The 26359-nt window shown below is 64.3% G+C and carries 24 protein-coding genes; 6 read left to right on the forward strand and 18 right to left on the reverse strand.

What is annotated here, in order from left to right; genetic code table 11:
* Position 1 precedes the first annotated feature (1 nt).
* From glyS to glpK, 9 genes are all read right to left on the reverse strand, one after another.
* Positions 2-2101, reverse strand: coding sequence for a glycine--tRNA ligase subunit beta (gene glyS, locus NCR39_RS01860; protein ID WP_250450371.1), 2100 nt, complete (start codon positions 2099-2101; stop codon positions 2-4).
* Between the two features lie 17 nt (positions 2102-2118).
* Entirely contained in the window at positions 2119-3135 is a 1017-nt protein-coding gene (gene glyQ / locus NCR39_RS01865; protein WP_250450373.1) for a glycine--tRNA ligase subunit alpha, read from the reverse strand.
* 172 nt (positions 3136-3307) lie between these two features.
* On the reverse strand, positions 3308-4987 hold the full coding sequence (gene lnt / locus NCR39_RS01870; protein WP_250450374.1) for an apolipoprotein N-acyltransferase: 1680 nt from the start codon (positions 4985-4987) through the stop codon (positions 3308-3310).
* Positions 4988-5064: 77 nt separating this feature from the next.
* A complete protein-coding gene (locus tag NCR39_RS01875; RefSeq protein WP_250450376.1) occupies positions 5065-5967 on the reverse strand; it encodes a CorC family transporter in 903 nt (300 codons plus the stop codon).
* Between the two features lie 173 nt (positions 5968-6140).
* Positions 6141-6839 carry a gamma-glutamylcyclotransferase gene (locus NCR39_RS01880; RefSeq protein ID WP_502800150.1) on the reverse strand — a complete coding sequence of 233 codons (699 nt, stop codon included), beginning with the start codon at positions 6837-6839 and terminating at the stop codon, positions 6141-6143.
* A gap of 47 nt (positions 6840-6886) precedes the next feature.
* Positions 6887-7357: an rRNA maturation RNase YbeY gene (gene ybeY / locus NCR39_RS01885; RefSeq protein WP_250450378.1), complete on the reverse strand. Its 471-nt coding sequence runs from the start codon at positions 7355-7357 to the stop codon at positions 6887-6889.
* Positions 7354-8469 carry a PhoH family protein gene (locus tag NCR39_RS01890; RefSeq protein WP_250450380.1) on the reverse strand — a complete coding sequence of 372 codons (1116 nt, stop codon included), beginning with the start codon at positions 8467-8469 and terminating at the stop codon, positions 7354-7356. Before NCR39_RS01890 ends, ybeY begins: the two co-directional genes overlap by 4 nt.
* Positions 8470-8502: 33 nt before the next feature.
* Positions 8503-9879 (reverse strand): tRNA (N6-isopentenyl adenosine(37)-C2)-methylthiotransferase MiaB, encoded by a 1377-nt coding sequence (miaB, locus tag NCR39_RS01895; protein WP_250450381.1) that lies wholly within the window; start codon positions 9877-9879, stop codon positions 8503-8505.
* 193 nt (positions 9880-10072) lie between these two features.
* Entirely contained in the window at positions 10073-11569 is a 1497-nt protein-coding gene (gene glpK, locus NCR39_RS01900; RefSeq protein ID WP_250450383.1) for a glycerol kinase GlpK, read from the reverse strand.
* A gap of 224 nt (positions 11570-11793) precedes the next feature.
* On the opposite strand from glpK, the gene NCR39_RS01905 reads away from it, so the two are divergent.
* A complete protein-coding gene (locus tag NCR39_RS01905) occupies positions 11794-12183 on the forward strand; it encodes a hypothetical protein (protein WP_250450384.1) in 390 nt (129 codons plus the stop codon).
* A 51-nt stretch (positions 12184-12234) separates the two neighbouring features.
* On the opposite strand, the gene NCR39_RS01910 is transcribed toward NCR39_RS01905, so the two are convergent.
* The gene (locus tag NCR39_RS01910; protein ID WP_040053236.1) at positions 12235-12432 is read right to left on the reverse strand and encodes a hypothetical protein; all 198 of its coding nucleotides are present in this window, start codon (positions 12430-12432) and stop codon (positions 12235-12237) included.
* 436 nt (positions 12433-12868) lie between these two features.
* Between NCR39_RS01910 and ggt the strand changes: the two genes are divergently transcribed.
* The 4 genes from ggt (at position 12869) to NCR39_RS01930 (ending at position 17706) form a co-directional block, all read left to right on the forward strand.
* Positions 12869-14506 (forward strand): gamma-glutamyltransferase, encoded by a 1638-nt coding sequence (ggt, locus tag NCR39_RS01915; protein WP_250450385.1) that lies wholly within the window; start codon positions 12869-12871, stop codon positions 14504-14506.
* 127 nt (positions 14507-14633) lie between these two features.
* Entirely contained in the window at positions 14634-16001 is a 1368-nt protein-coding gene (locus tag NCR39_RS01920; RefSeq protein ID WP_250450386.1) for an MFS transporter, read from the forward strand.
* Between the two features lie 343 nt (positions 16002-16344).
* The gene (locus NCR39_RS01925) at positions 16345-17169 is read left to right on the forward strand and encodes a ferritin-like domain-containing protein (RefSeq protein WP_250450387.1); all 825 of its coding nucleotides are present in this window, start codon (positions 16345-16347) and stop codon (positions 17167-17169) included.
* A 42-nt stretch (positions 17170-17211) separates the two neighbouring features.
* The gene (locus tag NCR39_RS01930; protein WP_250450388.1) at positions 17212-17706 is read left to right on the forward strand and encodes a hypothetical protein; all 495 of its coding nucleotides are present in this window, start codon (positions 17212-17214) and stop codon (positions 17704-17706) included.
* Positions 17707-17797: 91 nt separating this feature from the next.
* On the opposite strand, the gene NCR39_RS01935 is transcribed toward NCR39_RS01930, so the two are convergent.
* The 4 genes from NCR39_RS01935 to NCR39_RS01950 all read right to left on the reverse strand — a co-directional run bounded on the left by NCR39_RS01935 (position 17798) and on the right by NCR39_RS01950 (position 22345).
* Positions 17798-19342: a DEAD/DEAH box helicase gene (locus NCR39_RS01935; RefSeq protein WP_250450389.1), complete on the reverse strand. Its 1545-nt coding sequence runs from the start codon at positions 19340-19342 to the stop codon at positions 17798-17800.
* A gap of 236 nt (positions 19343-19578) precedes the next feature.
* Positions 19579-20199, reverse strand: a complete 621-nt coding sequence (trhA, locus tag NCR39_RS01940) for a PAQR family membrane homeostasis protein TrhA (RefSeq protein WP_250450390.1) — start codon at positions 20197-20199, stop codon at positions 19579-19581.
* A gap of 82 nt (positions 20200-20281) precedes the next feature.
* Positions 20282-21580, reverse strand: a complete 1299-nt coding sequence (locus NCR39_RS01945; RefSeq protein ID WP_250450392.1) for a c-type cytochrome — start codon at positions 21578-21580, stop codon at positions 20282-20284.
* A 21-nt stretch (positions 21581-21601) separates the two neighbouring features.
* Positions 21602-22345 (reverse strand): c-type cytochrome, encoded by a 744-nt coding sequence (locus NCR39_RS01950; protein WP_250450394.1) that lies wholly within the window; start codon positions 22343-22345, stop codon positions 21602-21604.
* Between the two features lie 479 nt (positions 22346-22824).
* On the opposite strand from NCR39_RS01950, the gene NCR39_RS01955 reads away from it, so the two are divergent.
* Complete coding sequence (locus NCR39_RS01955) at positions 22825-23760, forward strand: CopD family protein (RefSeq protein ID WP_250450396.1); 936 nt, start codon at positions 22825-22827, stop codon at positions 23758-23760.
* Positions 23761-23781: 21 nt separating this feature from the next.
* Here NCR39_RS01955 and NCR39_RS01960 read toward each other — a convergent pair whose 3' ends face one another.
* From NCR39_RS01960 to folK, 4 genes are all read right to left on the reverse strand, one after another.
* Entirely contained in the window at positions 23782-24081 is a 300-nt protein-coding gene (locus NCR39_RS01960) for a hypothetical protein (RefSeq protein WP_250450398.1), read from the reverse strand.
* 110 nt (positions 24082-24191) lie between these two features.
* Positions 24192-25007: a 3-methyl-2-oxobutanoate hydroxymethyltransferase gene (gene panB / locus NCR39_RS01965; RefSeq protein WP_250451437.1), complete on the reverse strand. Its 816-nt coding sequence runs from the start codon at positions 25005-25007 to the stop codon at positions 24192-24194.
* A 41-nt stretch (positions 25008-25048) separates the two neighbouring features.
* A complete protein-coding gene (locus tag NCR39_RS01970; RefSeq protein ID WP_250450400.1) occupies positions 25049-25729 on the reverse strand; it encodes a deoxynucleoside kinase in 681 nt (226 codons plus the stop codon).
* Positions 25726-26298, reverse strand: coding sequence for a 2-amino-4-hydroxy-6-hydroxymethyldihydropteridine diphosphokinase (gene folK / locus NCR39_RS01975; protein WP_250450402.1), 573 nt, complete (start codon positions 26296-26298; stop codon positions 25726-25728). The genes NCR39_RS01970 and folK overlap by 4 nt, the downstream gene beginning before the upstream one ends.
* Positions 26299-26359 lie beyond the last annotated feature (61 nt).

Here is a 26359-nt window from a genome sequence, read left to right on the forward strand (position 1 = left end):
TTTACGCCGCCAGCTTGGAGATGTCGGCCACGCAGTTCATCTGCTGATGCAGCGCGTTCAGCAGCGCGAGACGGTTGTTGCGCAACGCCGGATCTTCGGCATTCACCATCACGTCGTTGAAGAACGTGTCCACGCTTTCGCGCAACGCGGCGAGCGCGGTCAGCGCTTCCGTGTAGTTGCGCGCGGCGAGCTGGCTTTGCACGCGCGGCGTCACGCTCTCAATCTGCGCGTACAGATTCTTCTCGGCCGCTTCGACGAGCAATTCCGGATTCACCGACGACGGCGCGCCTTGCTCCGACTTCTTCAGGATGTTCGAGATGCGCTTGTTCGCCGCCGCCAGCGATGCCGCCTCGGGCAGCGACGCGAACTCGCGCACGGCGTCGAGACGCGCGACGATGTCGTCGAGGCGCGTGGGATTCAGGCTCAGCACGGCTTCGATATCGTTCGCTTCGAAACCGCGCTCACGCAGCAGGCCGCGCAGACGGTCGAGGAAGAACGCGTAGACGGCTTCGGTCGAATCCGCGACTTGCGGCATGCCGGCGAACTGGCGCTGGGCGGCGGCGACGAGATCGCGCAGATCCACCGGCAGCTTCTTTTCGAGCAGGATGCGCAGCACGCCGAGCGCGTGACGGCGCAGCGCGAACGGATCTTTCTCGCCCGTCGGCGCGAGGCCGATGCCCCAGATGCCGACGATCGTTTCCAGCTTGTCGGCGAGCGCCACCGCGCAGCCGACGCCCGTGGACGGCGTTTCATCGCCCGAGAAACGCGGCTGATAGTGCTCCGAGCACGCGAGCGCGACTTCTTCCGGCTCGCCGTCGTGGCGCGCGTAATACGTGCCCATCGTGCCCTGCAGCTCGGGGAATTCGCCGACCATGTCGGTCAACAAGTCCGCCTTCGCGAGACGCGCGGCGCGGCGCGTGAGCGCGGCATCGACGCCGACCATCGGCGCGATCTCGCCCGCGAGCGCTTCGAGACGCTCGACGCGCTGCAGCGTCGAACCGAGCTTGTTGTGATACACGACGTTCGCGAGCAGCGGCACGCGCTCCTCCAGCCGCTTCTTCTTGTCCTGCGTGAAGAAGAACTTGGCGTCGGCGAGGCGCGGGCGCACCACGCGCTCGTTGCCTTCGACGATCTCGGCGGGCGTCTGCGTATCGATGTTCGACACGATCAGAAAGCGCGAGCGCAGCTTGCCGTTCTGATCGGTGAGCGCGAAATACTTCTGGTTCGTCTGCATCGTGAGGATCAGGCATTCCTGCGGCACTTGCAGGAATTCCTCGTCGAAGCGGCACTGATACACGACCGGCCATTCGACGAGCGCGTTCACTTCGTCGAGCAGCGCTTCCGGCATCACGACGCGATCCTCGCCCGCGAACGCCTGCAACTGCGTGCGGATGGATTCGCGGCGATCGTCGAAATTCGCGACGACGTGCGCCTTCGTGCGCAGCGTTTCCGCGTAGTCGTCGGCGTGCGAAATCGGCACGAAGCCTTCCGACATGAATCGATGGCCGATGGTCGTATCGCCCGCATCGACGCCGAGCGCGCTCACCGGCACCACGTTGCCGCCATGGAGCGCGACGAGGCGCTGCACCGGACGCACGAACTGCACGTTGGTGCCGTCCGGGCGCTGGTAGGTCATGACCTTCGGAATCGGCAGCTTGCCGAGCGTTTCGTCGAGCGCGGCTTGCAGGCCGTCCGCGAGCGTGGCGCCGGGCGCGGCATAGCGCAGGAAGAACGCTTCGGCCTTGCCGTCCTGCGCGCGTTCGAGTTCGGCGAGCGGGAAGTCGGGGAAGCCGAGCGCCGCGAGCTTCTTCGCGAGCGGCGGCGTGGGATTGCCTTCTTTATCGAGCGCGACGGAAACCGGCAGCACCTTTTCGCGCACCTGCTTTTCCGGCGCGACGTCGCGCACATTGCGGATGAGCACGGCGAGGCGGCGGGGCGTCGCGTATTTTTCGAACGATGCCGCGCCGTCGATCAGATCGCGCGCAGCCAGGCGCTCGACGATGCCTTCGGCGAATGCAGTGCCGAGACGCGCGAGCGCTTTCGGCGGCAGTTCTTCGGTGAGCAGCTCGACGAGCAGAGAAGCGTGATTGGATTGCGTCATTGTTCTGTCTTGCCTCGTCAAGCCTGATCGATGTTGCCGGGAGTGCTTTCGACCTTCAGCGGCGGCGCCCATGCGGGCCGCGCGGCTTCCTGCTGGTCGGTGATGAGTTCGGCCGCGCCGCGCACGGGATTGCCGAGCATCGGGAAACCGAGGGCTTCGCGGGATTCGTAATAAGCCTGCGCGACGAGACGCGACAGCGCCCGGATGCGCCCGATATACGCCGCGCGTTCCGTCACGGAAATCGCGCCGCGCGCGTCGAGCAGATTGAACGTGTGGCCGGCCTTCAGCACGAGTTCGTACGCGGGCAGCGCGAGCTTCGCGTCGATCATCTTCTTGGCTTCGGCTTCGTAGCTGTTGAAGAACGTGAACAGGAGATCGACGTTCGCGTGCTCGAAGTTGTACGTGGACTGCTCGACTTCGTTCTGGTGATAGACGTCGCCATACGTGAGGCGGCGCAGTTCACGGCCGTTCGGGCCGTCTTCTTCCCACTCGGTCCAGATGAGGTCGTAGACGTTCTCGACCTTTTGCAGATACATCGCGAGGCGTTCGAGACCGTAGGTGATTTCGCCGAGCACCGGCTTGCAGTCGATGCCGCCCACTTGCTGGAAGTACGTGAACTGCGTGACTTCCATGCCGTTCAGCCACACTTCCCAGCCGAGACCCCACGCGCCGAGCGTCGGATTTTCCCAGTCGTCCTCGACGAAGCGCACGTCGTTTTGCTTCAGATCGAAACCGAGCGCTTCGAGCGAGCCGAGGTACAGATCGAGGATGTTTTCAGGCGCGGGCTTCAGCACGACCTGATACTGGTAGTAATGCTGCAGCCGGTTCGGATTCTCGCCGTAGCGGCCGTCTTTCGGGCGGCGCGACGGCTGGACGTAGGCGGCGCGCCACGGCTCGGGGCCGATTGCGCGCAGGAACGTGTGGACGTGCGACGTGCCCGCGCCGACTTCCATGTCGATCGGCTGGAGAAGCGCGCAGCCCTTGTCGTTCCAGTAGGACTGCAGCGTCAGGATGATTTGCTGAAAGGTGAGCATGATTGCCTTGGATGCGGACCGGGCGGCGTCGCCGATGGTGTGTCGGCGGCGCGGCTCCGAGGCTCGGCTGAAGTGCTAAAACCTTGAATTTTAGCTGGAACGCGGAGTGGGCGGGACTTTTTGGGACGTGCCGGGCGCGCCGTTGCATCGCGCGATGCGCGCCCGCGCTTCGTTACACGCGTTCGACGCGCTTGCGTTTTGCCGCCGGCGCGAACGCAAATCCGAACGCCAGCAACAGCAGCGACACGGCGATCACCGTGATATTGCCGCTCGTCACATACGGCGTGCGCCCGGACGTGCCTTGCACGCGCGCTTCGAGCACGCCGGTCGTGAAGGTCGGCAGCTTCGAGACGACATCGCCGTTGGCCGCGATCACCGCCGTCATGCCGGTGTTCGTCGCGCGCAGCATCGGCCGGCCGGTTTCGATCGAACGCATGCGCGCGATCTGCAAATGCTGGTCGAGCGCGATGGTGTTGCCGAACCACGCGAGGTTCGTCGAATTGACGAGCACGCCCGCGGGCGTTTGCTGCTCGCGAATGGTGCGCGCGATCTCTTCGCCGAAAATGTCCTCGTAGCAGATATCGACGGCGATCGGCTGGTTGTGCACGAAGAACGCTTTCTGAGCGATGGGTCCGCGCGCGAGATCGCCGAGCGGAATGCCCATCAGGTTCACGAACCAGTGGAAACCGAGCGGCACGAATTCGCCGAACGGCACGAGATGATGCTTGTCGTAGCGATAAACGTCGTTCACGCCCGGCGTGATGCCGAAGAGACTATTGGTGAAATCGGTCACGCGCCCGTCGGGAAGCACGGTCACGCCGATCGCGCCGAAGAGGATCGACGAGTTCGTATGGTCCGCGAAACCGCGCATGGCAGCCGCGAAATCGGGCGGCACTTGCGCCGCGAGCACCGGCAGCGCAGTCTCCGGCGTGACGATGAGATCGGCGGGCTTTTCGGTGATGAGCCGCTTGTACAGCGCCAGCGATTCATCCACGCCCGCCTGCTCGAACTTCATCTCCTGTTTGACGTTGCCTTGCAGAAGGCGCACGTCGAGCGGCGCGTTGGCGGGCGTCGTCCATTTAATGAGCGACAGCAGCAGGCCCGCGACGATCAGCACGAGCGCGATCGCGGCCGGCATCAGCGCGCGCGCGCCGCGCCCCGTTCGCCGCAGATGGAAAAGCGCCTGCACGATGAGCGCCGCGACCAGCGCCAGCACCCAGCCGACGCCGTACACACCGGCAATTGCGCCGTATCCGGCGAGCGGGCCGTCGACTTGCGCATAGCCGCTCGCGAGCCACGGAAAGCCGGTGAACACGAGTCCGCGCAGCCATTCGCCGAGCGCCCACGCGCTCGCGAACGCGAATGCGCCGTGCCAGGTCGGGGCGTAGACCGGGGATGCGTCGATGTCGCGGGCGGTGAGCCTGTCTTCATCGCCGAAGCGCGCGCGTCCCGCGACCAGCGACCAGACCACGCTCGATGCCGCCGGATACACGGCGAGATAGAGCGAGAACAGCGCGACCGCGGCCGCTGCGAGCGGCGCGGCCATGCCGCCATAGAAGTGCATGCTGACGTAGAGCCACCAGACGCCCGTCACGAAATTGCCGAAGCCGAACGCCCAGCCCGTCAGCGCCGCGCTTTTCCAGCCGCTCGTGCGCGAGAGCCACGCGAAGAACAGCGCGAAGATGACGAGTTCGAGCCATCCGCCGTGCGGCGTCGGCGCGAACGAAAGCGTGTTCGCCGCGCCGAGCACGGCTGCGACGAGGTAATGCCAGAAGGGAAGCGCGCGGGGCGTGATCGACGCGGTCTCTGCGTTGCGTCGCCACGGGAACATGCGAAACGATGAATCGGCCATTGAATGCGGGGATGGGCTAGGTCGAAGGGCAGTGCGTTGACGCTATGCGTGGCGACGAACTGCGCCACGCCGCGCGGTCAGTCGCGCAATTCGCCCTCGTCGTCGCCGGTGTGAGGCTGTTGCGCGAGATTCGGCACGCGCCGAACCAGGAGGACGTGAATCTGCCGGGCATCGCCGCGCAGAATTTCGAAGGCGAAATCGTCGATGCGAACCTTCTCGCCACGATGCGGCACGCGTCCGAACCGATGCGTGACCAGTCCGCCGATGGTATCGACTTCTTCGTCCGAGAAATCGGTGCCGAACTGCTCGTTGAACTGTTCGATGCCCGTCAGCGCGCGCACGCGAAACTTTCCGTCCGGCGACGCGATGATGTTGCCGGCTTCCTCGTCGAAGTCGTATTCGTCCTCGATATCGCCGACGATTTGCTCCAGTACGTCCTCGATGGTGATGAGGCCCGCGACGCCGCCGTATTCATCGACGACGATGGCAATGTGATTGCGGTTCACCCGGAAGTCGTGCAGCAGCACATTCAGGCGCTTGGACTCCGGAATGAACACGGCGGGGCGCAGCATGCCGCGCACGTCGAACTCTTCTTCGGCGTAGTAGCGCAGCAGGTCTTTGGCGAGCAGCACGCCGATAATGTTGTCGCGATTGCCTTCGTACACCGGGTAGCGCGAGTGCGCCTTTTCCAGCACGAAGGGAATGAATTCGGCGGGCGTTTCCGCGATATTGATGGCGTCCATCTGGGCGCGCGGAATCATGATGTCGCGCGCGCAGAGATCGGACACCTGAAAGACGCCTTCGATCATGGAGAGCGAATCGGCGTCGAGCAGGTTGCGCTCGTGGGCGTCCTGAAGCACTTCGAGAAGCTCGTCGCGCGACTCGGGTTCGTGCGAGATGAAGTCGGTCAGGCGTTCGAGCAGCGATCGCTTTTCGGCTGGTTTGTCGGAATGTCGTCGACTGGGATAGGGTTCGTTCATAGCGGAGCGCCCGGGACGTCCCGGGCGCGAATTAACGGAAAGTTAAGCATACACCAAGGCAAATCGCGGCCTGGGTGGTGCGGCGCGCGCATCGGATGGTTCGAACATCCTAGCCGAAAAATGTGCGAAAACCGTGTCCACGGCGCAGCGTTAGCCATTCGGACAAGGGCCGACTATTCGCGCCCGCCCGCATTTTTATGGCACCGCCGCAGCAGCGCCTCCAGCGCGCGGTCCGGCATGCCGCTTTCGCGCAGCGCTTCCACCGTGCGGCTGACGTAATCGAGCGTGGTGCCATATCGGCCGCTCGCGCAGCCGAACACCGTGCGGATGACCGGATCGGCGAGCTTGCCGGTGTACGACGTCGCATCGCGGCGCATGACGAACGCAAGCGCCTCGACGCGCCGTCCGTCCGCGAGCGTGCAAGGCAGCCACGCGGGCCGGTACGACGCCATCGACATTTCCCGCCGCCACAGCACGTCGAGATGCTCCGTCGCCTCCGTGCCGCCGAGCCGGAACGCCATGCCGGTGCAGGAGCCGCCGCGATCGAGTGCGAGCACGAGGCCCGGCTGCTCAGGCGTTCCGCGATTCACCCGCGACCAGAGATAGAGTCCGCGATGATAGCCGTGCACCTTGCCGCGCACGGCTTCGAGCGTCGGCAATCCGGGGTTCCAGATGAGCGACCCATAGCCGAAAAGCCACAAGTCCGACTGCCCGTCCCAATGCGCGAGGGCCGCCTCGCGCGAGGCCGCGAGTTCTTCGTCGGTCAGAAGCGCCGTTTCTTCGAGCGCGGGCGGATAGTCCGGGCACGGCGGCGCCGGATCGTGCGGGGTGATGTCGGGATCGGATGTGGGCTCGGGCGTTTTGTCGTTCACGGCGCGTTGGAAGCAGCGAATCGGCTGGCTGAGGACTCAGGTCAGACTCAGGTCAGCGGGACGTAAGGATCGGAGAAACCCAGAGCCTTCATGATATCCGTCTCGATCGATTCCATCTCTTCCGCCTCGCTTTCGACCTCGTGATCGTAGCCCTGCGCGTGCAGCGTGCCGTGGACGATCAGATGCGCGTAATGCGCGGCGAGCGGCTTGCCCTGTTCGGCGGCCTCGCGTTCGACGACGGGACAGCAAAGAATCAGATCGCCCGCGACGGGATCTTCCTCCGACTCCGCGTACGCGAAAGTCAGCACGTTCGTCGCGTAATCCTTCTGACGATACGTGCGATTCAGCATGCGGCCTTCTTCCTCGTCGACGAAGCGCACGGTCAGTTCGGCGTCCGCGAACAGGGACGCCTTGATCCAGTGCGCGACCGTCGCGCGCGGCAGCATGGCCTTGTGCGACGGAAACACTCTTGCGGCGGGAAACTGCAGGGTGAGCGTGAGGGTGAAGCGCGGCATCATTCCGATTTCTGTGACTGCTGCGCGGCGCGCGCCGCTTCGGCGATGGCGGCGTCTTTCTGCGACTGCGCGTCGTAAGCCTCGACGATGCGCGCCACGAGCGGATGTCGCACCACGTCCGCCGACGAGAAACGCGTCATCGCGATGCCGCGCACTTCCGACAGCACATGCTGCGCTTCGATCAAGCCGCTCTTGTGGCCGCGCGGCAAGTCGACCTGCGTGGTGTCGCCCGTCACGACCGCTTTCGAGCCGAAGCCGATGCGCGTCAGGAACATCTTCATCTGTTCGGGCGTGGTGTTCTGCGCCTCGTCCAGGATGATGAACGCGTGATTCAGCGTGCGGCCGCGCATGTACGCGAGCGGCGCGATCTCGATCATCTGGCGCTCGAACATCTTCGCGGTCTTGTCGAAACCGAGGAGATCGTAGAGCGCGTCGTACAGCGGACGCAGGTACGGATCGACTTTTTGCGCCAGATCGCCCGGCAGAAAACCGAGCCGCTCGCCCGCTTCGACGGCCGGACGCGTCAGCACGATGCGCTTGACCTGATCGCGCTCGAGCGCATCGACCGCGCACGCGACCGCCAGATACGTCTTGCCCGTGCCCGCCGGCCCGATGCCGAACGTCACGTCATGCGCCACGATCTGCCGGAGATATTCGCGCTGCGCAGGCGTTCTGCCGCGCAGATCGGCACGGCGCGTGTACAGCTTCGGGCCGTGGTCCTCGTCTTCGCCGAGATCCATCGTGGCGCTTGGCTCGTCGAACGGATGATCCGGGTCGCCGCGAAAACGCGGATCGACCGGGACATCGTCCTCGCCGTTCTGCTGCGCTTCCCTTGCGAGACGCGTGGCGTGGCGCGCTTCGACCAGCGCGAGCTGGATGTCGTCGACGGAAATGGGGTCGCGCGCGCGGTTGTAGAAGTTCTCGAGCGCGGCGAGCGCCACTTTTGCGCCACGGCCGCGAATCGAAATCTTGTGACCGCGCCGCGACAAGGTGACATCGAGCGCCTGTTCGATCTGGCGCAGGTTCTCGTCGAGCGGGCCGCAGAGGTTGGCGAGCCGCGCGTTGTCCTCGCGCGGGGCGGTGAATTCGAGATGCTGCTGAGGAGCGTTCTTCAAGGCGGGGTGGGGGTCCTTTCCGGTCACGTTCGATTAATTGGCCAGCTCCGGCGCGGCCGTTTCCGGTGCGAGCACGAGCGCGCCGCGCAGCGAATGCGGATACGCGTGATTGATCTCGACATCGATCATCTGGCCGATGAGCCGCGCGTGCGACGCGATCGGCGCCGGGAAATTCACGACGCGATTGTTCGCGGTGCGGCCCGCGAGTTCGCTCGGATCCTTGCGCGACGGCCCTTCGACGAGAATGCGCTGCACCGAGCCGACCATCGAATTGCTGATTCTCACGACGTTTTCCTCGATCGTTGCCTGCAGGTGCTGCAGACGCTTCAGCTTGACTTCGCGTGGCGTGTCGTCGTGCAGATTCGCAGCGGGCGTGCCCGGACGCGGACTGTAGATGAACGAGAAACTCGTGTCGTAGCTCATCTCGTCGACGAGCGCCATCATCTTCGCGAAATCGTCCTCGGTCTCGCCGGGGAATCCGACAATGAAATCCGTCGACAGGGACAAATCCGGGCGAATGGCGCGCAGACGGCGAATGACCGACTTATATTCCAGCACGGTGTAGCCGCGCTTCATTGCCATCAGGATGCGGTCCGAGCCGTGCTGTACCGGCAAATGCAAATGCGAGACGAGCTTCGGCACCTTCGCGTAGGTGTCGATGAGACGCTGCGTGAATTCCTTCGGGTGCGAAGTCGTATAACGAATGCGTTCGATGCCCGGCACGTCCGCGACGTACTCGATGAGCGTCGCGAAATCCGCGATCTCGTGCGACCCGGCAGTGAGCGCGCCGCGATAGGCGTTGACGTTCTGGCCGAGCAGCGTGACTTCGCGCACGCCCTGATCGGCGAGGCCGGCGACTTCGGTGAGCACGTCGTCGAGCGGGCGCGACACTTCCTCGCCGCGCGTATAAGGCACGACGCAATAGCTGCAGTACTTGCTGCAACCTTCCATGATCGAAACGAACGCGCTCGGGCCTTCGACGCGCGCCGGCGGCAAGTGATCAAACTTCTCGATTTCCGGGAACGTGATGTCCACTTGCGGGCGGCCGGTCGAGCGCCGCTTGTCGATCATGTCCGGCAGTCGATGCAGCGTCTGCGGGCCGAACACGAGGTCGACGTAAGGTGCGCGAGAGACGATCGACGCGCCTTCCTGGCTTGCGACGCAACCGCCGACGCCAATCAGCAGGTTCGGATTCGCTTCTTTCAGTTCGCGCACGCGGCCGAGGTCCGAGAACACTTTTTCCTGCGCCTTTTCGCGCACGGAACAGGTGTTGAACAGAATGACGTCCGCGTCTTCGGGGGTGTCGGTCTTGACGAGTCCTTCTGCTGCGCCGAGCACGTCGACCATCTTGTCGGAGTCGTACTCGTTCATCTGGCAGCCGAAGGTCTTTACATATACTTTCTTGGTCATGAATGGGTCGCCGGTCGCAGTGGTTAACCTGGGGGCGTAAAAAAAGAATTGAAGAGGACGCGCGGTTTTTTGCAGCAAACTGCACCGCTTTTGCTTGTAATTTAGCCCGATATTATAGCCCTGCTCGCAAATCATGACGTTGGAGCAGGGCGGCGCGTAGCGCGCCATGACGGCCCTGTCTGGAAGCATGCGATTACGCATCGGCCCACGCCTTCGCCGCATTGACCGCACGCCGCCACCCGGCAAGATTCGCTTTGACTTCCGATGCCGGCATGGACGGCGCAAATTGCCGATCCAGTTGCCACTGTGCCTTCAGTTCGCCGACATCCTTCCAGTACCCGACTGCCAGGCCCGCGAGATAAGCTGCGCCGAGCGCCGTAGTCTCGGCGACGCGCGGACGCACCACATCCACGCCGAGCACGTCGGCCTGAAACTGCATCAGCAGGTCGTTCGCGCAGGCGCCGCCGTCCACGCGCAATTGCGCGATGGGCATGCCCGAGTCCGCTTCCATCGCCCGGAGCACATCCAAAGATTGATACGCGATCGAATCGAGCGCCGCCCGCGCGATATGGCTCGACGTGGTCCCGCGCGTGACGCCGAACAGCGTGCCGCGTGCGCGCGCGTTCCAGTGCGGCGCGCCGAGACCGGCAAAGGCGGGCACGAGATAGACGCCGTCGGAATGCGGCACGCCGCGCGCGAGCGTTTCAATATCACTCGCGCGGCGGATCAGCCCGAGTCCGTCGCGCAGCCATTGCACGACCGCCCCCGCGATGAAAATGCTGCCCTCGAGCGCATAGTTCACGCTGTCGCCGATCTGCCAGGCGATCGTCGTCACGAGGTTGTTGCGCGACTCGATCGGCTTCTCGCCCGTGTTCATCACAAGGAAGCAGCCCGTGCCGTAGGTGTTTTTCACCGTGCCGCTCTCGGTGCACATTTGCCCGAACAGCGCGGCGTGCTGGTCTCCGGCGATCGAGGCAATCGGCACTTCGGCGGCGAGCACGCTGCCGTGCGTCGTGCCATATATCTCCGATGAAGCCCGCACCTCGGGCAACATGCTGCGAGGAATGTCGAACGCGTCGAGCAGCTCGTCGTCCCAGCGCCGCGCGTGAATGTCGAAAAGCATCGTGCGCGACGCGTTGGTGATGTCGGTGATATGCATGCCGCGCCGCGTGAAGTTCCACACGAGCCAGCTATCGACCGTGCCGAAAGCGAGCCGCCCCTGATTCGCCTTCGCGCGCGCACCTTCGACGTTGTCCAGAATCCAGCGGATTTTGGTCGCGGAGAAATAGGCGTCGATGGGCAAGCCGGTCTTTGCACGGACCATGGGTTCGAGGCCGCGCGCCTTCAGTTCGTCGCACAGGGCTGCCGTGCGACGGTCCTGCCAGACGATCGCGTTGTACACCGGCCTGCCGGTTTCGCGATCCCACACGATGGTCGTCTCGCGCTGATTCGTGATGCCCACCGCCGCAATCGACGACGCGTTCAGGCCCGCCCGCGTGACCGCTTCGGCCGCGACGCCCGCCTGCGTCGACCAGATTTCCTGCGGATCGTGCTCGACCCAACCCGGCTGCGGATAGATCTGCTGAAACTCCTTCTGCGCGACGGACACGACGTTGCCGTTCCTGTCGAACAGCATGGCGCGCGAGCTGGTCGTGCCCTGATCGAGCGCAAGGACGATTTGATCCTGCATGGTCATCTCCGAGGTTGAGCGGACACCGGCGCCCGGGGCGATGGCGTGCGAAGTCCGCATGCGCAATCTATCGGACACGCGAGGCGCGGACAACCTGGCCGAATGGCATAAGCCGAATCCCGGGTTTCGCGGGCGCGTGAATTTGCCTATGCCATCTGGCCGAGTAGCAGCGACGCGTCGATCGTCCGATACTGGCGGCTCGAATCAAGCCAAGGGTGAATGCAATGCCAAAGTGGATTGCGCAGGGTGCGTTGGCCGTGCTGAGCGTGGCGGCGCTGGCGGGCTGCGTCTCGACGCCGGGTCTCGAAGGATCTTTCGGCGAGCCGTTGTTCAGCGCGCTGCAGGAGATGTGTGGAACGGCTCAGACGGACTACGGTGCCGACGCGCAGTCCGTTTATTCGGCCCTTGTCGACGCTCATGTGGCTCAGCGGCGAGGCGGCTTGTCGAAAGAGCAGTTTTGCGCGTTTCAGGCCGGCATCGCGGAGCGGCATCGCGCGTATGTGGCGAATCCGGGGCCGGAATCGCAGCGCGCATGGGCGACATTCATTCTGGGCGAGCGTGCGCGCGCGCTGAGTTGGCGTGCTGCGGTAGACCCGACCTTGCGGGCGTGGTGAGACGCGAAGGAAATCCATGGGCGCGGCATTTGAACCGCGCCCGGCGAACTGCTACGAGAACCGCTTGAATGCCTTGATGGTTGAATCGCCGGTTGCGGTGAGGCGCCATTGTTGACGTCCGGACGCGAGATTTTCAAGCTGCACGAGTTGGCGTTCGAGCAGTGCGTCGAGTTCTTCGCGTTCCATATCGACCTGATTGGGCGCTTCCTGAACCAATAGCAGCGTGGCAAATTCATGCGGACTCAGCATTGTGTTCTCCATGACGACCGACAGCCTGGCCACCGGCCTTGAGGCCGGGTCTTCTTGCGTCGAAGCGTGGTACGAGAAACTGCAATTGCCGGGCAGACTCGCTGGCTCGTGCTTTGCGAATGCCGGGAATTGGGATTGTAGGCAAGCGTCTGAGGAGTGCCAAACGTCCAGACCAAAATTTTGGCTTTGACTTTTGGGGTGCGCGAAAGCGGTTCGGCGCACCGGGCGATTCGAAGAATCGACTTGAAGTTCATGCCGCACTGCACATAAAAGCGGATAGCAATGCATTCATACCGCCGTTTCATTAATTTATACAATAAATGAATTTGTTCAAGGCTGCGCGGACGTTGCAAGATGCTTCTTTTGTGCGATCAACTAATTGCATTGCCTGGCGGTTCCATAACCGGCCAGTCAGCTAGTAATTCGGAATTCATTCATGACTCGCTTCAACTGGCAAAACCCGTATCCCACGCCGCGCCTGCCGGTATTCGCCCGGAACATCGTTTCGACGTCGCACCCGCTTGCCGCCCAAGCCGGCTTGCGCATGCTCTGGAAAGGCGGCAATGCCGTCGATGCGGCCATCGCGGCAGCGGCGGCTATTACCGTCGTCGAACCGGTGTCGTGCGGACTGGGCGGCGACGCCTTCGCGCTGGTCTGGGACGGCAGCAAGCTGCATGGGCTGAATGCATCGGGTGTGTCGCCAGCGGCGTGGAACGTCGACTATTTCCGTCGCAAGTATGGGGAAGAAAACGGCCTTGCCCGCCAGCCTAAGCGTGGCTGGGACACCGTGACCGTGCCGGGCGTCATCGCGGGCTGGGAAGCGTTGCATGCGAAGTTCGGCTCGCTGCCGTTTGCCGATCTGATGGAGCCGGCGATCGAGATCGCGGAGCGCGGGCACGCGGTGGCCAGCATCGTCGCTTACAAGTGGGCAGCGGCTGTGCCGGAACTGAAGGATTTCCCAGGCTTCGCGGATGTCTTCATGCCGCGCGGACGCGCGCCCGAAGTCAGCGAACTCGTGCGCATGCCGGGCCACGCGAAGACCTTGCGCAAGCTGGCCGAGCAGGGTCCGCGCGCGTTCTATGAAGGCGAGATCGCCGAGCGCATCGCGGCTTTCGCGCGCGAAGGCGGCGCGGCCATGACGCTCGACGATCTGCGCAACTACCGCGCGGATTGGGTCGAGCCGATCAGCAAGGATTATCGCGGCTACACGGTGCACGAAATTCCGCCGAACGGGCAGGGCATCGCGGCGCTGATCGCGCTCGGCATTCTCGACAAGTTCGATGTCCGCGCGCTGACCGTCGATCGCATCGAATCGCAGCATCTGCAGATCGAGGCGATGAAGCTCGCGTTCGCGGACGTTTATCGCTATGTCGCGGACCCGCGCTCCATGGACGTGACGCCGGAGCAAATGCTCGACGACGCGTACCTCGCGGAGCGCGCCAAGCTCATCGATCCGTCGAAGGCCACGCAGTTCGACTTCGGCATGCCGAAGGCGGGCGGCACCATCTATATGTCGGTCGCGGACGAGCGCGGCATGATGGTCAGCTTTATTCAGTCGAATTACATGGGTTTCGGTTCGGGTGTCGTGGTGCCGGACAGCGGCATCTCGCTGCAGAATCGCGGCTGCGGTTTCTCGATGCACCCGAAATCCGCGAACGTGGTGGAAGGCGGCAAGCGCCCGTTCCACACCATCATTCCCGCGTTCGTCACGCAGGAAGTGGACGGCCGCCGCGACGCCGTCATGAGCTTCGGCGTGATGGGCGGCGATATGCAGCCGCAAGGGCATCTTCAATCCATCGTGCGCATGATGGACTACGGCCAGCAGCCGCAGGCCGCCTGCGATGCGCCGCGCTGGAAGGTCAATCGCGACTTCACCATCGATATCGAGGCGACGCTCGATCTCGAGACGGCACGCGCGCTCGAAGGCCTCGGTCATACGATCAAGTCCATCGACGATCCGTACATGGATTTCGGCTCCGGCCAGTACATCTGGAAGCTGGATCGCAACGACCCCGAGCGCGGTTACGTCGCCGCGAGCGATAGCCGGCGCGACGGTCTGGCCGCCGGCTTCTAAAGCGTTTCGGTGCGCCGCGCCCTCGCGCGGTTCGCCATCTCACTTCACCAATATTCGCCTTCGACTGCTCCGACGCAGTCGAACGGCGGCGCACGCCTGCCTAACGGATACGGACCGAGACCACGACATGAAGCACGGAGACACCCTCAATCAACCGGCGTATCGGCCGACAGTCTCAGGCGACGCGGCAGCAGCGGCGACTACGACCACGCCGTCCGCGCCGCTTTCGAAGGCGATGGTCCGTCGCATCGTTTTTTCGTCGTCCGTCGGCAATGCGCTCGAGTGGTTCGATTTCCTCGTTTACGGCTACTTTGCGGCGACCATCGCGAAGGCTTTCTTCCCGTCGCACGACGAGTGGCTTTCGACGATGCTCGCCATCGGCACGTTCGGCATCTCGTTCCTCATGCGTCCGCTCGGGGCAATCGTGCTCGGCATCTACGGCGATCGAAAGGGACGCAAGGCCGCGCTGACGCTCGCCATTCTCATGATGATGATCGGCACGCTCACGATGGCGGTGATGCCGTCGTATCGGCACATCGGCATCGCCGCGCCGCTCCTCATCCTGCTCGCGCGGCTGATTCAGGGTTTCGCGGTCGGCGGGGAATTCGGCAGCGCGACCGCCTTCATGGTCGAGCACAGCGACGCGCGGCGTGGCTATTACGCCAGTTGGCAGTTCGCGAGCCAAGGTCTCGCCGCGATCATGGCTGCGGCGTTCGGTTCGATTCTCACCGCCTGGTTGCCGCCGCCGCAACTGGAAAGCTGGGGCTGGCGCATTCCGTTCGTTTTCGGGCTGCTGATCGGGCCGGTCGGGTACTACATCCGCTCGCATCTGGATGAAACGCCCGAGTTCCTCGCCACCCGTCCCGCGAAGACGACGCCGGCGCCGGGCGTTTCGTTCTCGAATCAGTGGGTCAACCTGTTGCTGGCGGTCGGCATCGTGGCGCAGTCGACGGTCGGCGTGTACGTCCTGCAGCTTTACATGCCGATGTATGCCGTCAAGCAGTTGCATCTGCCCGCGACGGCGTCGTTTGCTGTCGTCGTGCTGAACGGCACCTTGCAGTTCATCTTCTCGCCGATCATGGGCGCGCTCTCGGACAAGCTCGGACGCATCCGCATCATGCTCGGCACGTCTATCGTGATGGGCCTTTCCATCTATCCGATGTTCGCGTGGCTTCAGGCGTCTCCCACGGTGATGTCGCTGGTCGTGCTGCAGGCGGTGGCGGGCATTCTCAAGGCAGCGTACTCGGGACCGATGCCCGCGCTGATGTCCGAAATCTTCCCGACGCGCGTGCGCTCCACGGGCTTGTCGATCGGCTATGCGCTCGGCGTCACGCTCTTCGGCGGATTCGCGCCGACGATCGTCGAAGCCTTCATCCACGTGACCGGCGACAAGCTCGCGCCGAGCTACTACGTGCTGCTGGCGGCGGTGTTGTCGGGCGTCTCGCTTGCGATCGTCGCGTGGCGCATGCGCGGTGGCGCGAGGCGCGCGGCCTGACGCTGCACGCAGGCAGCGGTTTATCGGCAAAGGCGGCTCCGGCCGCCTTTTGCTTTTGGCGACCGAAGCCGTCGGCACGCTTCCTGCTGTTGTTGGCCGATCTGGCCGTCGTCCGAACAGTCGTGGAAATTTGATGCATAGCAACGCGCACGCGGAACCGTGCCGCGCGGCGTGAGTCTGTCCCCATGTCTGCAAGTTCATTGCAGGACGGCTAAGATGCAAAAGCATAAGCCGCTAATTTTTGATTCCAGGACGCCCGGACGAAATGTTCGCGGCGTCGCCTGAACCTCGGCCGTCTTTCCATGGCCGGTGGCGCGTTCAGTCCAGCCAGGGAGCGCGATATATGCACACCGACAGCACTCACGTCATGCCGTGGCGCATCGAAGACATCGATCTCACTCGAATCGATCGTCAGAAGGCGGCATCCAATGAACATCTTCTTTTGTTGCTCTGCGCCTGCTCGTTCATCGAGAGCGGGACGGATCTCTATACGAGCAATCTCAGCACCTATTTCCGCGACGATCCCGAAGTCTCCGCCTGGCTCAACGACGAGTGGGAGCCCGAGGAAATGCAGCACGGCCGGGCGCTGAAGACGTACATCAATCACGTCTGGCCGGAATTCGACTGGGACACGGCCTTCAAGAACTTCTTCGCTGAATATTCGCTGACCTGCTCTTACGAACAGTTCGAAAAGAAGCGCGCGCTGGAAATGGTGGCGCGCTGCGTCATCGAGACGGGAACGGCCACGCTTTATCGGGCGATCAACGAATGTTCCGACGAGCCGGTGCTCAAGGAAATCACCGATCACATTCGCACGGACGAAGTGCGGCACTACAAGCACTTTTTCCGCTTCTTCAAGAAGTGGAACAAGATCGAAGGCAATGGACGCGTCGCGGTGCTGGGCGCGCTCATTCGCCGCGTGATGGAACTCAAGAGCGAGGATTCGGAGATTGCGCTGCGGCATGTGTTCGCGGTGCGTTACCCGGAGCGCGTGAAGGATTCGAGCTACAACCGAGAACTGTTCGCGAGCGTGAATGCGCTCGTGCGGCGCAATCTGTCGGCGGACCAGTGCATCAAGATGCTGCTCAAACCGCTCGATCTGCCGGCGCGCATCCAGCCGGGCGTACATTATCCGCTCGCCAAGATCACGCAGTTGTTCTTCCGGTGAGCTGAGCCGATGTCGGACGATGCATCGCACAACTCTGACCGCATGAGCGAGTCTCGTGCATCGCAGGCGGTCTTCGACGAATGGCCGCCCAACCTGCGCGCGCTGTTCGACGGCACGCTCACCGGTGCGCCGCACGGTTTCACTGCGTCGCTCTGTGCCGTCGATAGCGCCGGGCGCATCCGCACCGCGCTATTGAGCGCGGGCGAATTGCTCGCGCCGGACGCGCGGACGCTCTGCTTCGCGCTGTGGCCGTCGTCGCGTACCGCGCAGGCGATTGTTTCGAGCGGACGCGCGACGCTCGCCTTCGTTTTCGACGAAGCGTTCCATCAAGTGCAACTGGACGCGCGGCGCGTGCCGCTGGACGGCGTGCCGCTCGCGTGCTTCGTCGGCTCGATCGAAAGCGGGGAGATTCAGCGCGTGGCCTACGCGCGATTGACCGGCGGCATCGCGTTCGAATTGACGGATGCCGAGAACGTGCTTGCCCGCTGGCGCGAGCAAATCGAGTGGTTGACGCGGGCAGCGAGCGCCGCCGCTTGATGCGCGGGCGCATTCGTCGAGGCGAACGTCATCGCGCGAATTCAAACACGACGAGCCGCTGCGACAGCGGCTCGTCGACAACCTGCGTTAATTAGCGACCACGATCCCCGGAGCGCATGCCATCGCGTCGGCCGCCGCCGTTGTCGCTACGCGGCTTGCCGCCGAGCAGCGCGCCGGGATTGCCCGCCTTCGCGCGCGGATTCGGCGCGTGGCTGGCGTTCGTTGTCTCGGCGCGGCGAGGCGCCGGCTTCGCGCTGACGCCACTGTTCGGCTTCGCCGCGTTTGCCGGCTTGCTCGCGCTGCGTCCATCGCGGGGCGCGCGGTTCTCACGCTGTCCCTGGCCGCTGTTGCCGCCGCCGTTGGCCGGCTTCGCGCCACGCCCTTGCCCTTGCCCCTGCGATGCCCCGTTCCCACGACCGCCTTCGCGCCGCTCGCCGTCACGCGGTGCGCCGCGTCCCTGGCTGCGGCGCTGGATCGGCTCGGGCTTCGCGTTCGGATCGGGTTCGAAGCCCGGAATCACTTCCTGCGGAATCGGACGCTTGATGAGCCGCTCGATGTCTTTCAGCAACTGCAGTTCGTCGACGCAAACGAGCGACACCGCTTCGCCTTCCGCGCCCGCGCGCCCCGTGCGGCCGATGCGATGCACGTAATCTTCCGGCACGTTCGGCAGATCGAAGTTGACGACGTGCGGCAACTGGTCGATATCGATGCCGCGCGCCGCGATATCCGTCGCCACCAGCACCTGCAAGGTCTGATCCTTGAACTCGGCGAGCGCCCGCGTGCGCGCCGACTGGCTCTTGTTGCCGTGAATGGCGAGCGCGCTGATGCCGTCCTTCGTCAATTGCTCCGCGAGACGGTTCGCGCCGTGCTTCGTGCGCGTGAACACGAGCACCTGAAACCAGTTGTGCTGGCGAATGAGGTGCGTGAGCATTTCACGCTTGCGGTCGCGATCGACCGGATGAATCTTTTGCTCGATGCGCTCGGCCGTCGTGTTGCGGCGCGCGACTTCGATCAGCGCGGGCGAATCGAGCAGGCTGTCGGCGAGCGCTTTGATTTCGTCGGAGAACGTGGCCGAGAACAGCAGGTTCTGGCGCTTCTCCGGCAGCCGCGCGAGCACGCGCTTGATGTCGTGGATGAAGCCCATGTCGAGCATGCGGTCGGCTTCGTCGAGCACGAGAATTTCGAGTTGCGAAACGTCGATGGTCTTCTGCTGCATGTGATCGAGCAAGCGGCCCGGCGTTGCCACGACGATATCCACGCCACGGCGCAGCGCATCGATTTGCGGATTGATGCCGACGCCGCCGAACATCACCGTCGAGCGCAGCTTCAGGTACTTGCCGTACGCGCGCACGCTTTCTTCGACCTGCGCGGCGAGCTCGCGCGTCGGCGTGAGAATCAGCGCGCGCACCGGACGCTTCGCGCTGCCCGAGGCGGACGGGAGCTGCGAGAGACGTTGCAGGATCGGCAAGGTGAAGCCGGCGGTCTTGCCGGTGCCGGTCTGTGCGCCGGCCAGCAGGTCGCCGCCCTTGAGGACGGCCGGAATCGCCTGAAGCTGAATCGGAGTCGGGTTGGTATAGCCTAGTTCGTTGACGGCGCGAAGGAGGGGTTCAGACAGTCCAAGTGAATCAAAAGACATATAGGAATATTCAAATCGTTATGGCGAACGGCGCGCACGCGATCCAATGCAGCGGCGAACCGGGTTCAGCCGGCTGAGCGCATGGGCGACGCTCGGAAAAAGTCGGGCGGCAGGCCATGACCCCGGTCATCGACCGCTGGCGGTGCCGCATGTTTCGACCCGTAATCAAGACACGTTAGCTGGGTGTAAGTTGCATCGCAATCGTCACGATGCGTGATGTGCGACAGGTTCACGGCTCACGCGACATAGCGCGCGACGCTCACGAACTGACACAGACTGCCCGCCAGCACGAACAGATGCCAGATGCCGTGGCCGTGCCGGATGCGCTCGTCGTTGATGAAAAACCAGATGCCGGCGGTATAAATGACGCCGCCCGCCAGAAGCCATGCGGTGCCGGCGACCGGCAGCGTCGTCACGAGCGGATGGACGGCTACGAGCGCGAGCCAGCCCATCAACACGTAGAGCACCATCGAAACGCTGCGGGTTCTTCGCCCGAGCGTCAGTTCCTGCGTGATGCCGAGAACGGCGAGTCCCCAGCTCACGCCGAAGAGGGACCAGCCCCACGGGCCGCGCAAGGTCACCAGTGTAAACGGTGTGTAGCTGCCCGCTATCAGCAGATAAATGGCCGAGTGATCGCACTTCTGGAGGACCGCCTTCAGCCGCGGGCTGCGCGCGCAGTGATAGAACGTCGAGATCAGGTAAAGCGCGCAAAGCATCGCGCCGTACACGGCGAAGCTGACGACCTTGTACGCGTCGCGTTCGACCGCGCCCATCGTGACGAGGGCCGCGAGTCCCGCTATCGACAAAATCGCGCCGATCAAATGGCTGATGCTGTTGAAACGTTCCCCTGCATGCATGACCGATCCACCAAAAGACAAAGGGCGCAGCCCCGACATAAGGCTGCGCCCTGTGCGTATTGTACGCTGTCTGGCGAAGACGTCAGTCGAGCGGCGCCGAACGCAGATTGCTCACCTGCTGCGGCGACACCGGCGTGCCGTGGTTGCCCCACGACATACGGATGTACGTCACGACCGCCGCCACTTCCGTATCCGACAGCGACTGCGCGAACGGCGGCATGCCGTGCGGCATCGGGTTGCCTTCCGTGCTCGGCGGATAGCCGCCGTTGAGCGTCATGCGGATCGGGTTGACGGCCGACGGCATCTGGATCGACTGGTTGTTCGCGAGCGGCGGGTAAGCCGGCGGCTTGCCCAGACCGTTCTCCGCGTGGCACTTCGCGCAGTTCTCGGTGTAGACCTTCTTGCCCATCGTCAGCAGCTCGCCGCCGAACTTCTCGGACGTTTCCAGTTGCAGCGATTCCGGCGCTTCCTTCTTCTGCGGGATCGACTTGAGATACGTCGACATCGCGTTGATATCCGCGTCGGTCATGTACTGCAGGCTGTTGTGCACCACTTCCGCCATCGGGCCGAACACCGCGCCGCGCTGCGACACGCCGGTCTTCAGGAGGTCGTTGATGTCCTTGATGTCCCAGTCGCCGAGGCCGGCTTCCTTGTTCGACGTGAGCGACGGTGCATACCAGTTCTGCAGCGGGATCAGGCCGCCGGCGAATGCCGCCGAGTTGACCGGGCCGCCCATCGCGTTGATCGACGTGTGGCACATGCCGCAGTGGCCGAGGCCTTCGACGAGGTACGCGCCGCGATTCCATTCCACCGACTTGGTCGGATCCGGCTTGTACTCGCCTTCCGAGAAGAACAGCGTGCGCCAGCCGATCAGCAGGTTGCGGTTGTTGAACGGGAAGCGCAATTCATGCGGACGGCTCGGTTCCGAGACCGGCGCGACCGAGCGCAGATACGCGTAGATCGCGTCCGAATCGGCGCGCGTGACCTTCGTGTAGCTCGTGAACGGGAAGCCGGGATACAGCAGGCTGCCGTCCTTCGAGCGGCCGGTGTGCATCGCGCGATAGAAGTCGTCCGACGTCCATTTGCCGATGCCGTACTTGTCGTCCGGCGTGATGTTCGGCGTGAACATGGTGCCGAACGGCGTGGCCATCGGCAGGCCGCCCGCGAACTGCTTGCCGCCGCGCACCGTGTGGCAGGCGATACAGTCGCCCGCGCGGGCCAGATACTCGCCTTGCTTGACGAGCGCGGCCTTGTCGGCAGGCGTCGCCGCGACGGCGCCGCCCGAATGGAGATTGTCGCCGCCCGACCAGAGGACGGCGCCGGCTGCGACGGCTGCCACCACGACAGCCGAGGAAAGTGCGAACAGGGACTTGCGTTTCATTGTGTTGTCGCTCCAGACGCCTTATTGCGGTTCGCTGCCGCACGTGAGCGGCATCTTCGACGAGCCAGCGGGCGCGGGCACCGGGTTGGCGGGTGCGGTTTGCGTGGAGAGCCATGCGGCGACGGCGGTCACGTCGTCGTCGGACAGGCGCGTGGCGATTTGCTGCATGCAGTCAGGCGCCTTGGCGTGACGCGTGCCCGACTTCCATGCGCCGAGCTGCGCGCTGATGTAGTCCGAATGCAGGCCGACGAGACCGGGGATAGCCGGCTGCATGCCGGTCAGGCCCTTGCCGTGGCACGCCGCGCAGGCGGGAATGTTCTTCGACGCATCGCCGTTCAGCACGATCTGCGAGCCGCGCGCGAGCGTCGTCGACGAGACGTTCGTCTTGGCCGGCGCCGGATACGGAGGACGCTGCTGCGAGAAGTAACCCGCGATCTGATGAAGGTAGTCGTCCGAGAGATACGTGACGAGGTAGTTCATCGGCGGATACTTGCGCCGGCCTTCGCGGAAATTCTGAAGCTGGTTGTAGAGGTAATCGGCGGGCTTGCCGGCAAGACGCGGGAAATAGTCGTTGTCCGTGCCTTCGCCGTGAACACCGTGACATGCGGTGCAGCCTTGCACGCGCGCTGCCATCGAGTCGGGAGCGATCGGCTGATTTTGCGCCTGGGCTTGCGCTTGACCCGCGCTGAGAACGCCAGCGCTGCCGATCATTGCCAGGGCGAGCAGCGGACGAAAGATGCGTCTTGAAAACACGCGACACTCCATGAAATTCGGGGACCTGCCGAGCTTCGTGCGGCTCGGTGCGAAGGTGGCGAACCACGGCCACGCGGATGGTGGCGGAGGGTGGCGGACCACGGCCACAGTGGCTCGACGAGCCTCTGATGCGACGCGGAATTCTATCATCGATGCCTGATGGTGACTATTTGACACAACTTTTCGGGCCCGCTGCGGCGGAATCGCGACAAAATGCCGCGCGACAGACAAGAACTTTGACATTGCGTTGAATTCAGCACTTATCGACAACAGTTGGACGGCGTGGCGCCCGCGGTCGGCCTTTTTGCCTTCGTGTTGCTTGCGAAGCTTAGGAAGGCGCGCGGCGACGTTCAAGGCGCATTCGTCGCGATCCGGCATCCCTGGCGGACGGGTTCGTTTAGACTGCGCGGGCCCGACTTCACACATTTCTCCATGACTTGCTCGCAGCCAGAATCAGCAATTCCCGTTCACGCCGCGCCGGACGCCGTTTCATGAGCGACGATCCGCTCTGGCTGCTTCAGGTCTTCTTCGCCGCGCTCGCCGATGTCGCGTTCGCCTGCACGCTCGGCGCGTTGCTCCTCAATGCGTGGCTCGGCGGCGAACAGGCGTTCGCGCCGGTGTCGCCCGCGCGCGGCGGGTTCAGGCGCGCGGCGCGGTTCGGCGCGGCGTCGGCGGCGGTTTTCGTCGCGGGCAACTTCGCGTCGCTCTGGCTTCAGTCGGCGGCGATGAGCGGCTCGCCCATTTCCGATGCAGGCGCGTCGCTCTGGCTCGTCGCGACGGCCACGCATGCGGGCATCGGCTGGGCGGTGGCGTTGGCGGGCGGCGTCGTGATCGCGATTGCCGCCGCGACGAGCGGACGCTTGAGCGCCGCACGCATGGCGATCGCCGCGCTCGGCGCGCTGATCGCGTCGGCGGGCAAGGCGGCGATCGGCCATGCCGCCGATGCCGGCGCGTTCTCGCTGGCCGAAGTCGTCCAGACGCTGCATCTGCTCGCGACGGGCGTGTGGGGCGGCGTGGTCATCGCGGGCGCGGCGGCGGTGTTGCCGGCGCTCGAATCGTCGGTGGCGCGGGCTTCGTTGATGCGCATCGTCGGGCGCATGTCGCATGCGGCGACGATCGCGGTCGTGTTCGTCATCGCGACGGGCGCGTTCAACGCGTGGCGCGGGACGGGCGGATCGGCTGCCGTGCTGACGGGAAGCGGCTGGGGCAGGGCGTTGCTCGTGAAGAGCGCGCTGATCGCGGCGGCGCTCGCGTTGGGCGCGCTCAATCGCTGGTCGGCGTTACCGCGCCTGCAACGCACGGCATCGACGATGGACGCGCACACGGTCATCAACGTGATGCGTATCGAAGCCGTGCTGATGGTGGCGGTGTTCGTGGCGGCGTCGGTGCTGTCGCACAGCGTGCCGGGGTTTGCCGCGGGCGGGTGACGCGGAGATTTTGCTTGGCGGCTACTCGTACCCCAGCCGGTGACTGACGATCGGCGCGCAGAACAAGGCCAGCGCGCATCCCGCCGCCTTGCCCTGCAACTCCACGAACGCGCGATACGAATCCGCCGCGACGAGCGCATCGAGCAATTGCGGCAAGCAGAACACCGCCGACAGCACGATGAACGCGCGCGTCACCGCCGATATGCGCCATCCGTGCTGCGCCCCGAGCACCGCGGCGATCACCCGCGCCACGCCGAACGCGACGAACGCGCCGACGGCAAGCTGCGCGCGGACATATTCATCGGGAAGGGTGTGCCACATGGTCGGTCTCGCTTCGGGTACGTTCGACGCCTAGTGTGCAAGAACCTCGCCAGTCCGGTCTGTACGAGAAAACGCAGACCGGCTGCACCGCGCGCCGGCCTGACTAGCGATCAAAACGTGTGCTCGGGACCGGGAAAACTGCCGTCCTTCACCGCGCGCACATACGCTTCGACGGCCGCGAAAATGCTCGGCTGGCCCTGCATGAAATCCTTCACGAAGCGCGGACGCTTGCCGGGGAAAATGCCCAGCATGTCGTGCAAGACGAGCACCTGGCCCGAACAGTCGATCCCCGCGCCGATGCCGATGGTCGGAATCGCGAGCTTCGCGGTGACATCGCGTGCGAGCAGCGTCGGCACCGCTTCGATCACGAGCAGTTGCGCGCCCGCTTCCTGCAGCGCGAGCGCGTCGCGGCGCATTTGCTCGGCGGCGGCGTCGGTCTTGCCTTGCACCTTGAAGCCGCCGAACGCATGCACCGACTGCGGCGTGAGCCCGACATGCCCGCACACCGGAATGGAGCGCTCGACGAGAAAGCGCACCGTTTCCGCGAGCCACTCGCCGCCTTCGATCTTGACCATCTGCGCGCCGGCGCGCATCAGCTTGACCGCGTTCGCATACGCTTCTTCGCGCGATCCGATCGTGCCGAACGGCATGTCCGCGACGATCAGCGCGCTCTTGCTGCCGCGCGCGACCGACGCCGTGTGATATGCGATGTCATCGAGCGTGACGGGCAGCGTCGTGCCGTGTCCTTGCAGCACGTTGCCGAGCGAATCGCCGATCAGCATCACGTCGACGCCCGCGCGATCCAGCAGCGCCGCGAAGCTGGCGTCGTAGCACGTGAGCATCGCGATGCGCTCGCCCGCCTCGCGCATGGCTTGCAGCTTGGGTACGGTGATCGTCGAACGGCTCGTTTCCTGCAAATACGTCATGATGATTTCACTGGAGATGGCGCGGGCATCGAGCACGAAGCTCAGGCCGACACGCCTTTGACAAAGAATTCCTTGCGCCCGCGCATGGTCTCGATGCGCTCGATGAGCAGCGCCAGATCTTCTTCCGATGCCACCGGATTCAAATGCTCCGCGTTCACCGTGAGCAGCGGCGTCGCGTCATAGTGATAGAAGAAGTCGTTATAAGCATCGGTCAGCGCGCGCAAATACGAATCGGAGATTTGCAGCTCCATCGGCAGCGCGCGTTTCTGGATGCGCGAAAACAGCACTTCCGGGCTCGCCTGCAAATACACGACGAGATCCGGCGCGGGTGCGCTCGCCTCGATGCGCGAGGCGATGTCGCGGTAAAGCTGGAACTCGTCGTCGGGCAGCGTGAGGCGCGCGAAGAGTTCGCTCTTCTGCGTGATGAAGTCCGCGATCAGCGGCGTATTCGACGTGAGCATGTCCGCGACTTCCCGCGTCTGCGCGACGCGCTGCAATGCGAAGCTCAGTTGCGTGGGCAGCGCATGCCGCGTGGTATCGCGATAAAAGCGTTCGAGAAATGGATTCTCCTGCGGGCGTTCGAACAGCGTGCGCATCGACCAGCGTTCGGCGAGCAGCGTCGCGAGCGTGGTCTTGCCGACGCCGATCGGCCCTTCGATGGCGATATAGCGGTGCGGCGGCCGCAGTTGCGGCGCGGTGACGGTGAGTGGCGGAACGCTCATCGGCAAGTAGGTGAGTTGGAAGCTGGGGAAGCGCCGGCGGCATCGGATGCGTCGGCGTCGCGCGGCTGGCCGCCGAGCAGCAGGCACTGGCAGGTCGCGACGCGTTCGATGCGCTGATCGGCGACCGCCGCGACGAACGCATCGGCGCGGCCGCGTTGCGGAATGATGAGATCGGGTTCGAGTTCGACGAGCGGCACGAGCACGAACGCGCGCTCCGTCATGCGCGGATGCGGCACGACGAGATCCATTTCATCGACGCTCGATGCGCCGTACAGCAGGATATCGAGGTCGAGCGTGCGCGGTGCATTGCGATACGGCCGCTCGCGCCCGAATTGTTCTTCGATCACATGACACAGGCGCAAGAGCGCGCGTGCGGGAAGCGTCGTTTCGAGCTTGACGACGCAATTGAAGTAATCGTCGCCGGAAGAATCGATCGGCGCGGTGCGATACAGGCTCGATTTCGCGAGCACGGTGATCGTGTGCTGCTGCGCGAGACACACGACTGCGTCTTTCAAGGTCTGGCGCGCATCGCCGAGATTCGCTCCGAGGCCCAGATATGCAATCGTCATGGCAGTAGTCCTACGGGTAGGTCTTGGGCGACAGGCCGGTGAGACCCGGGCACGCCCGGGT

Source organism: Caballeronia sp. ATUFL_M2_KS44, assembly GCF_023630965.1.
Lineage (GTDB): Bacteria > Pseudomonadota > Gammaproteobacteria > Burkholderiales > Burkholderiaceae > Caballeronia > Caballeronia concitans.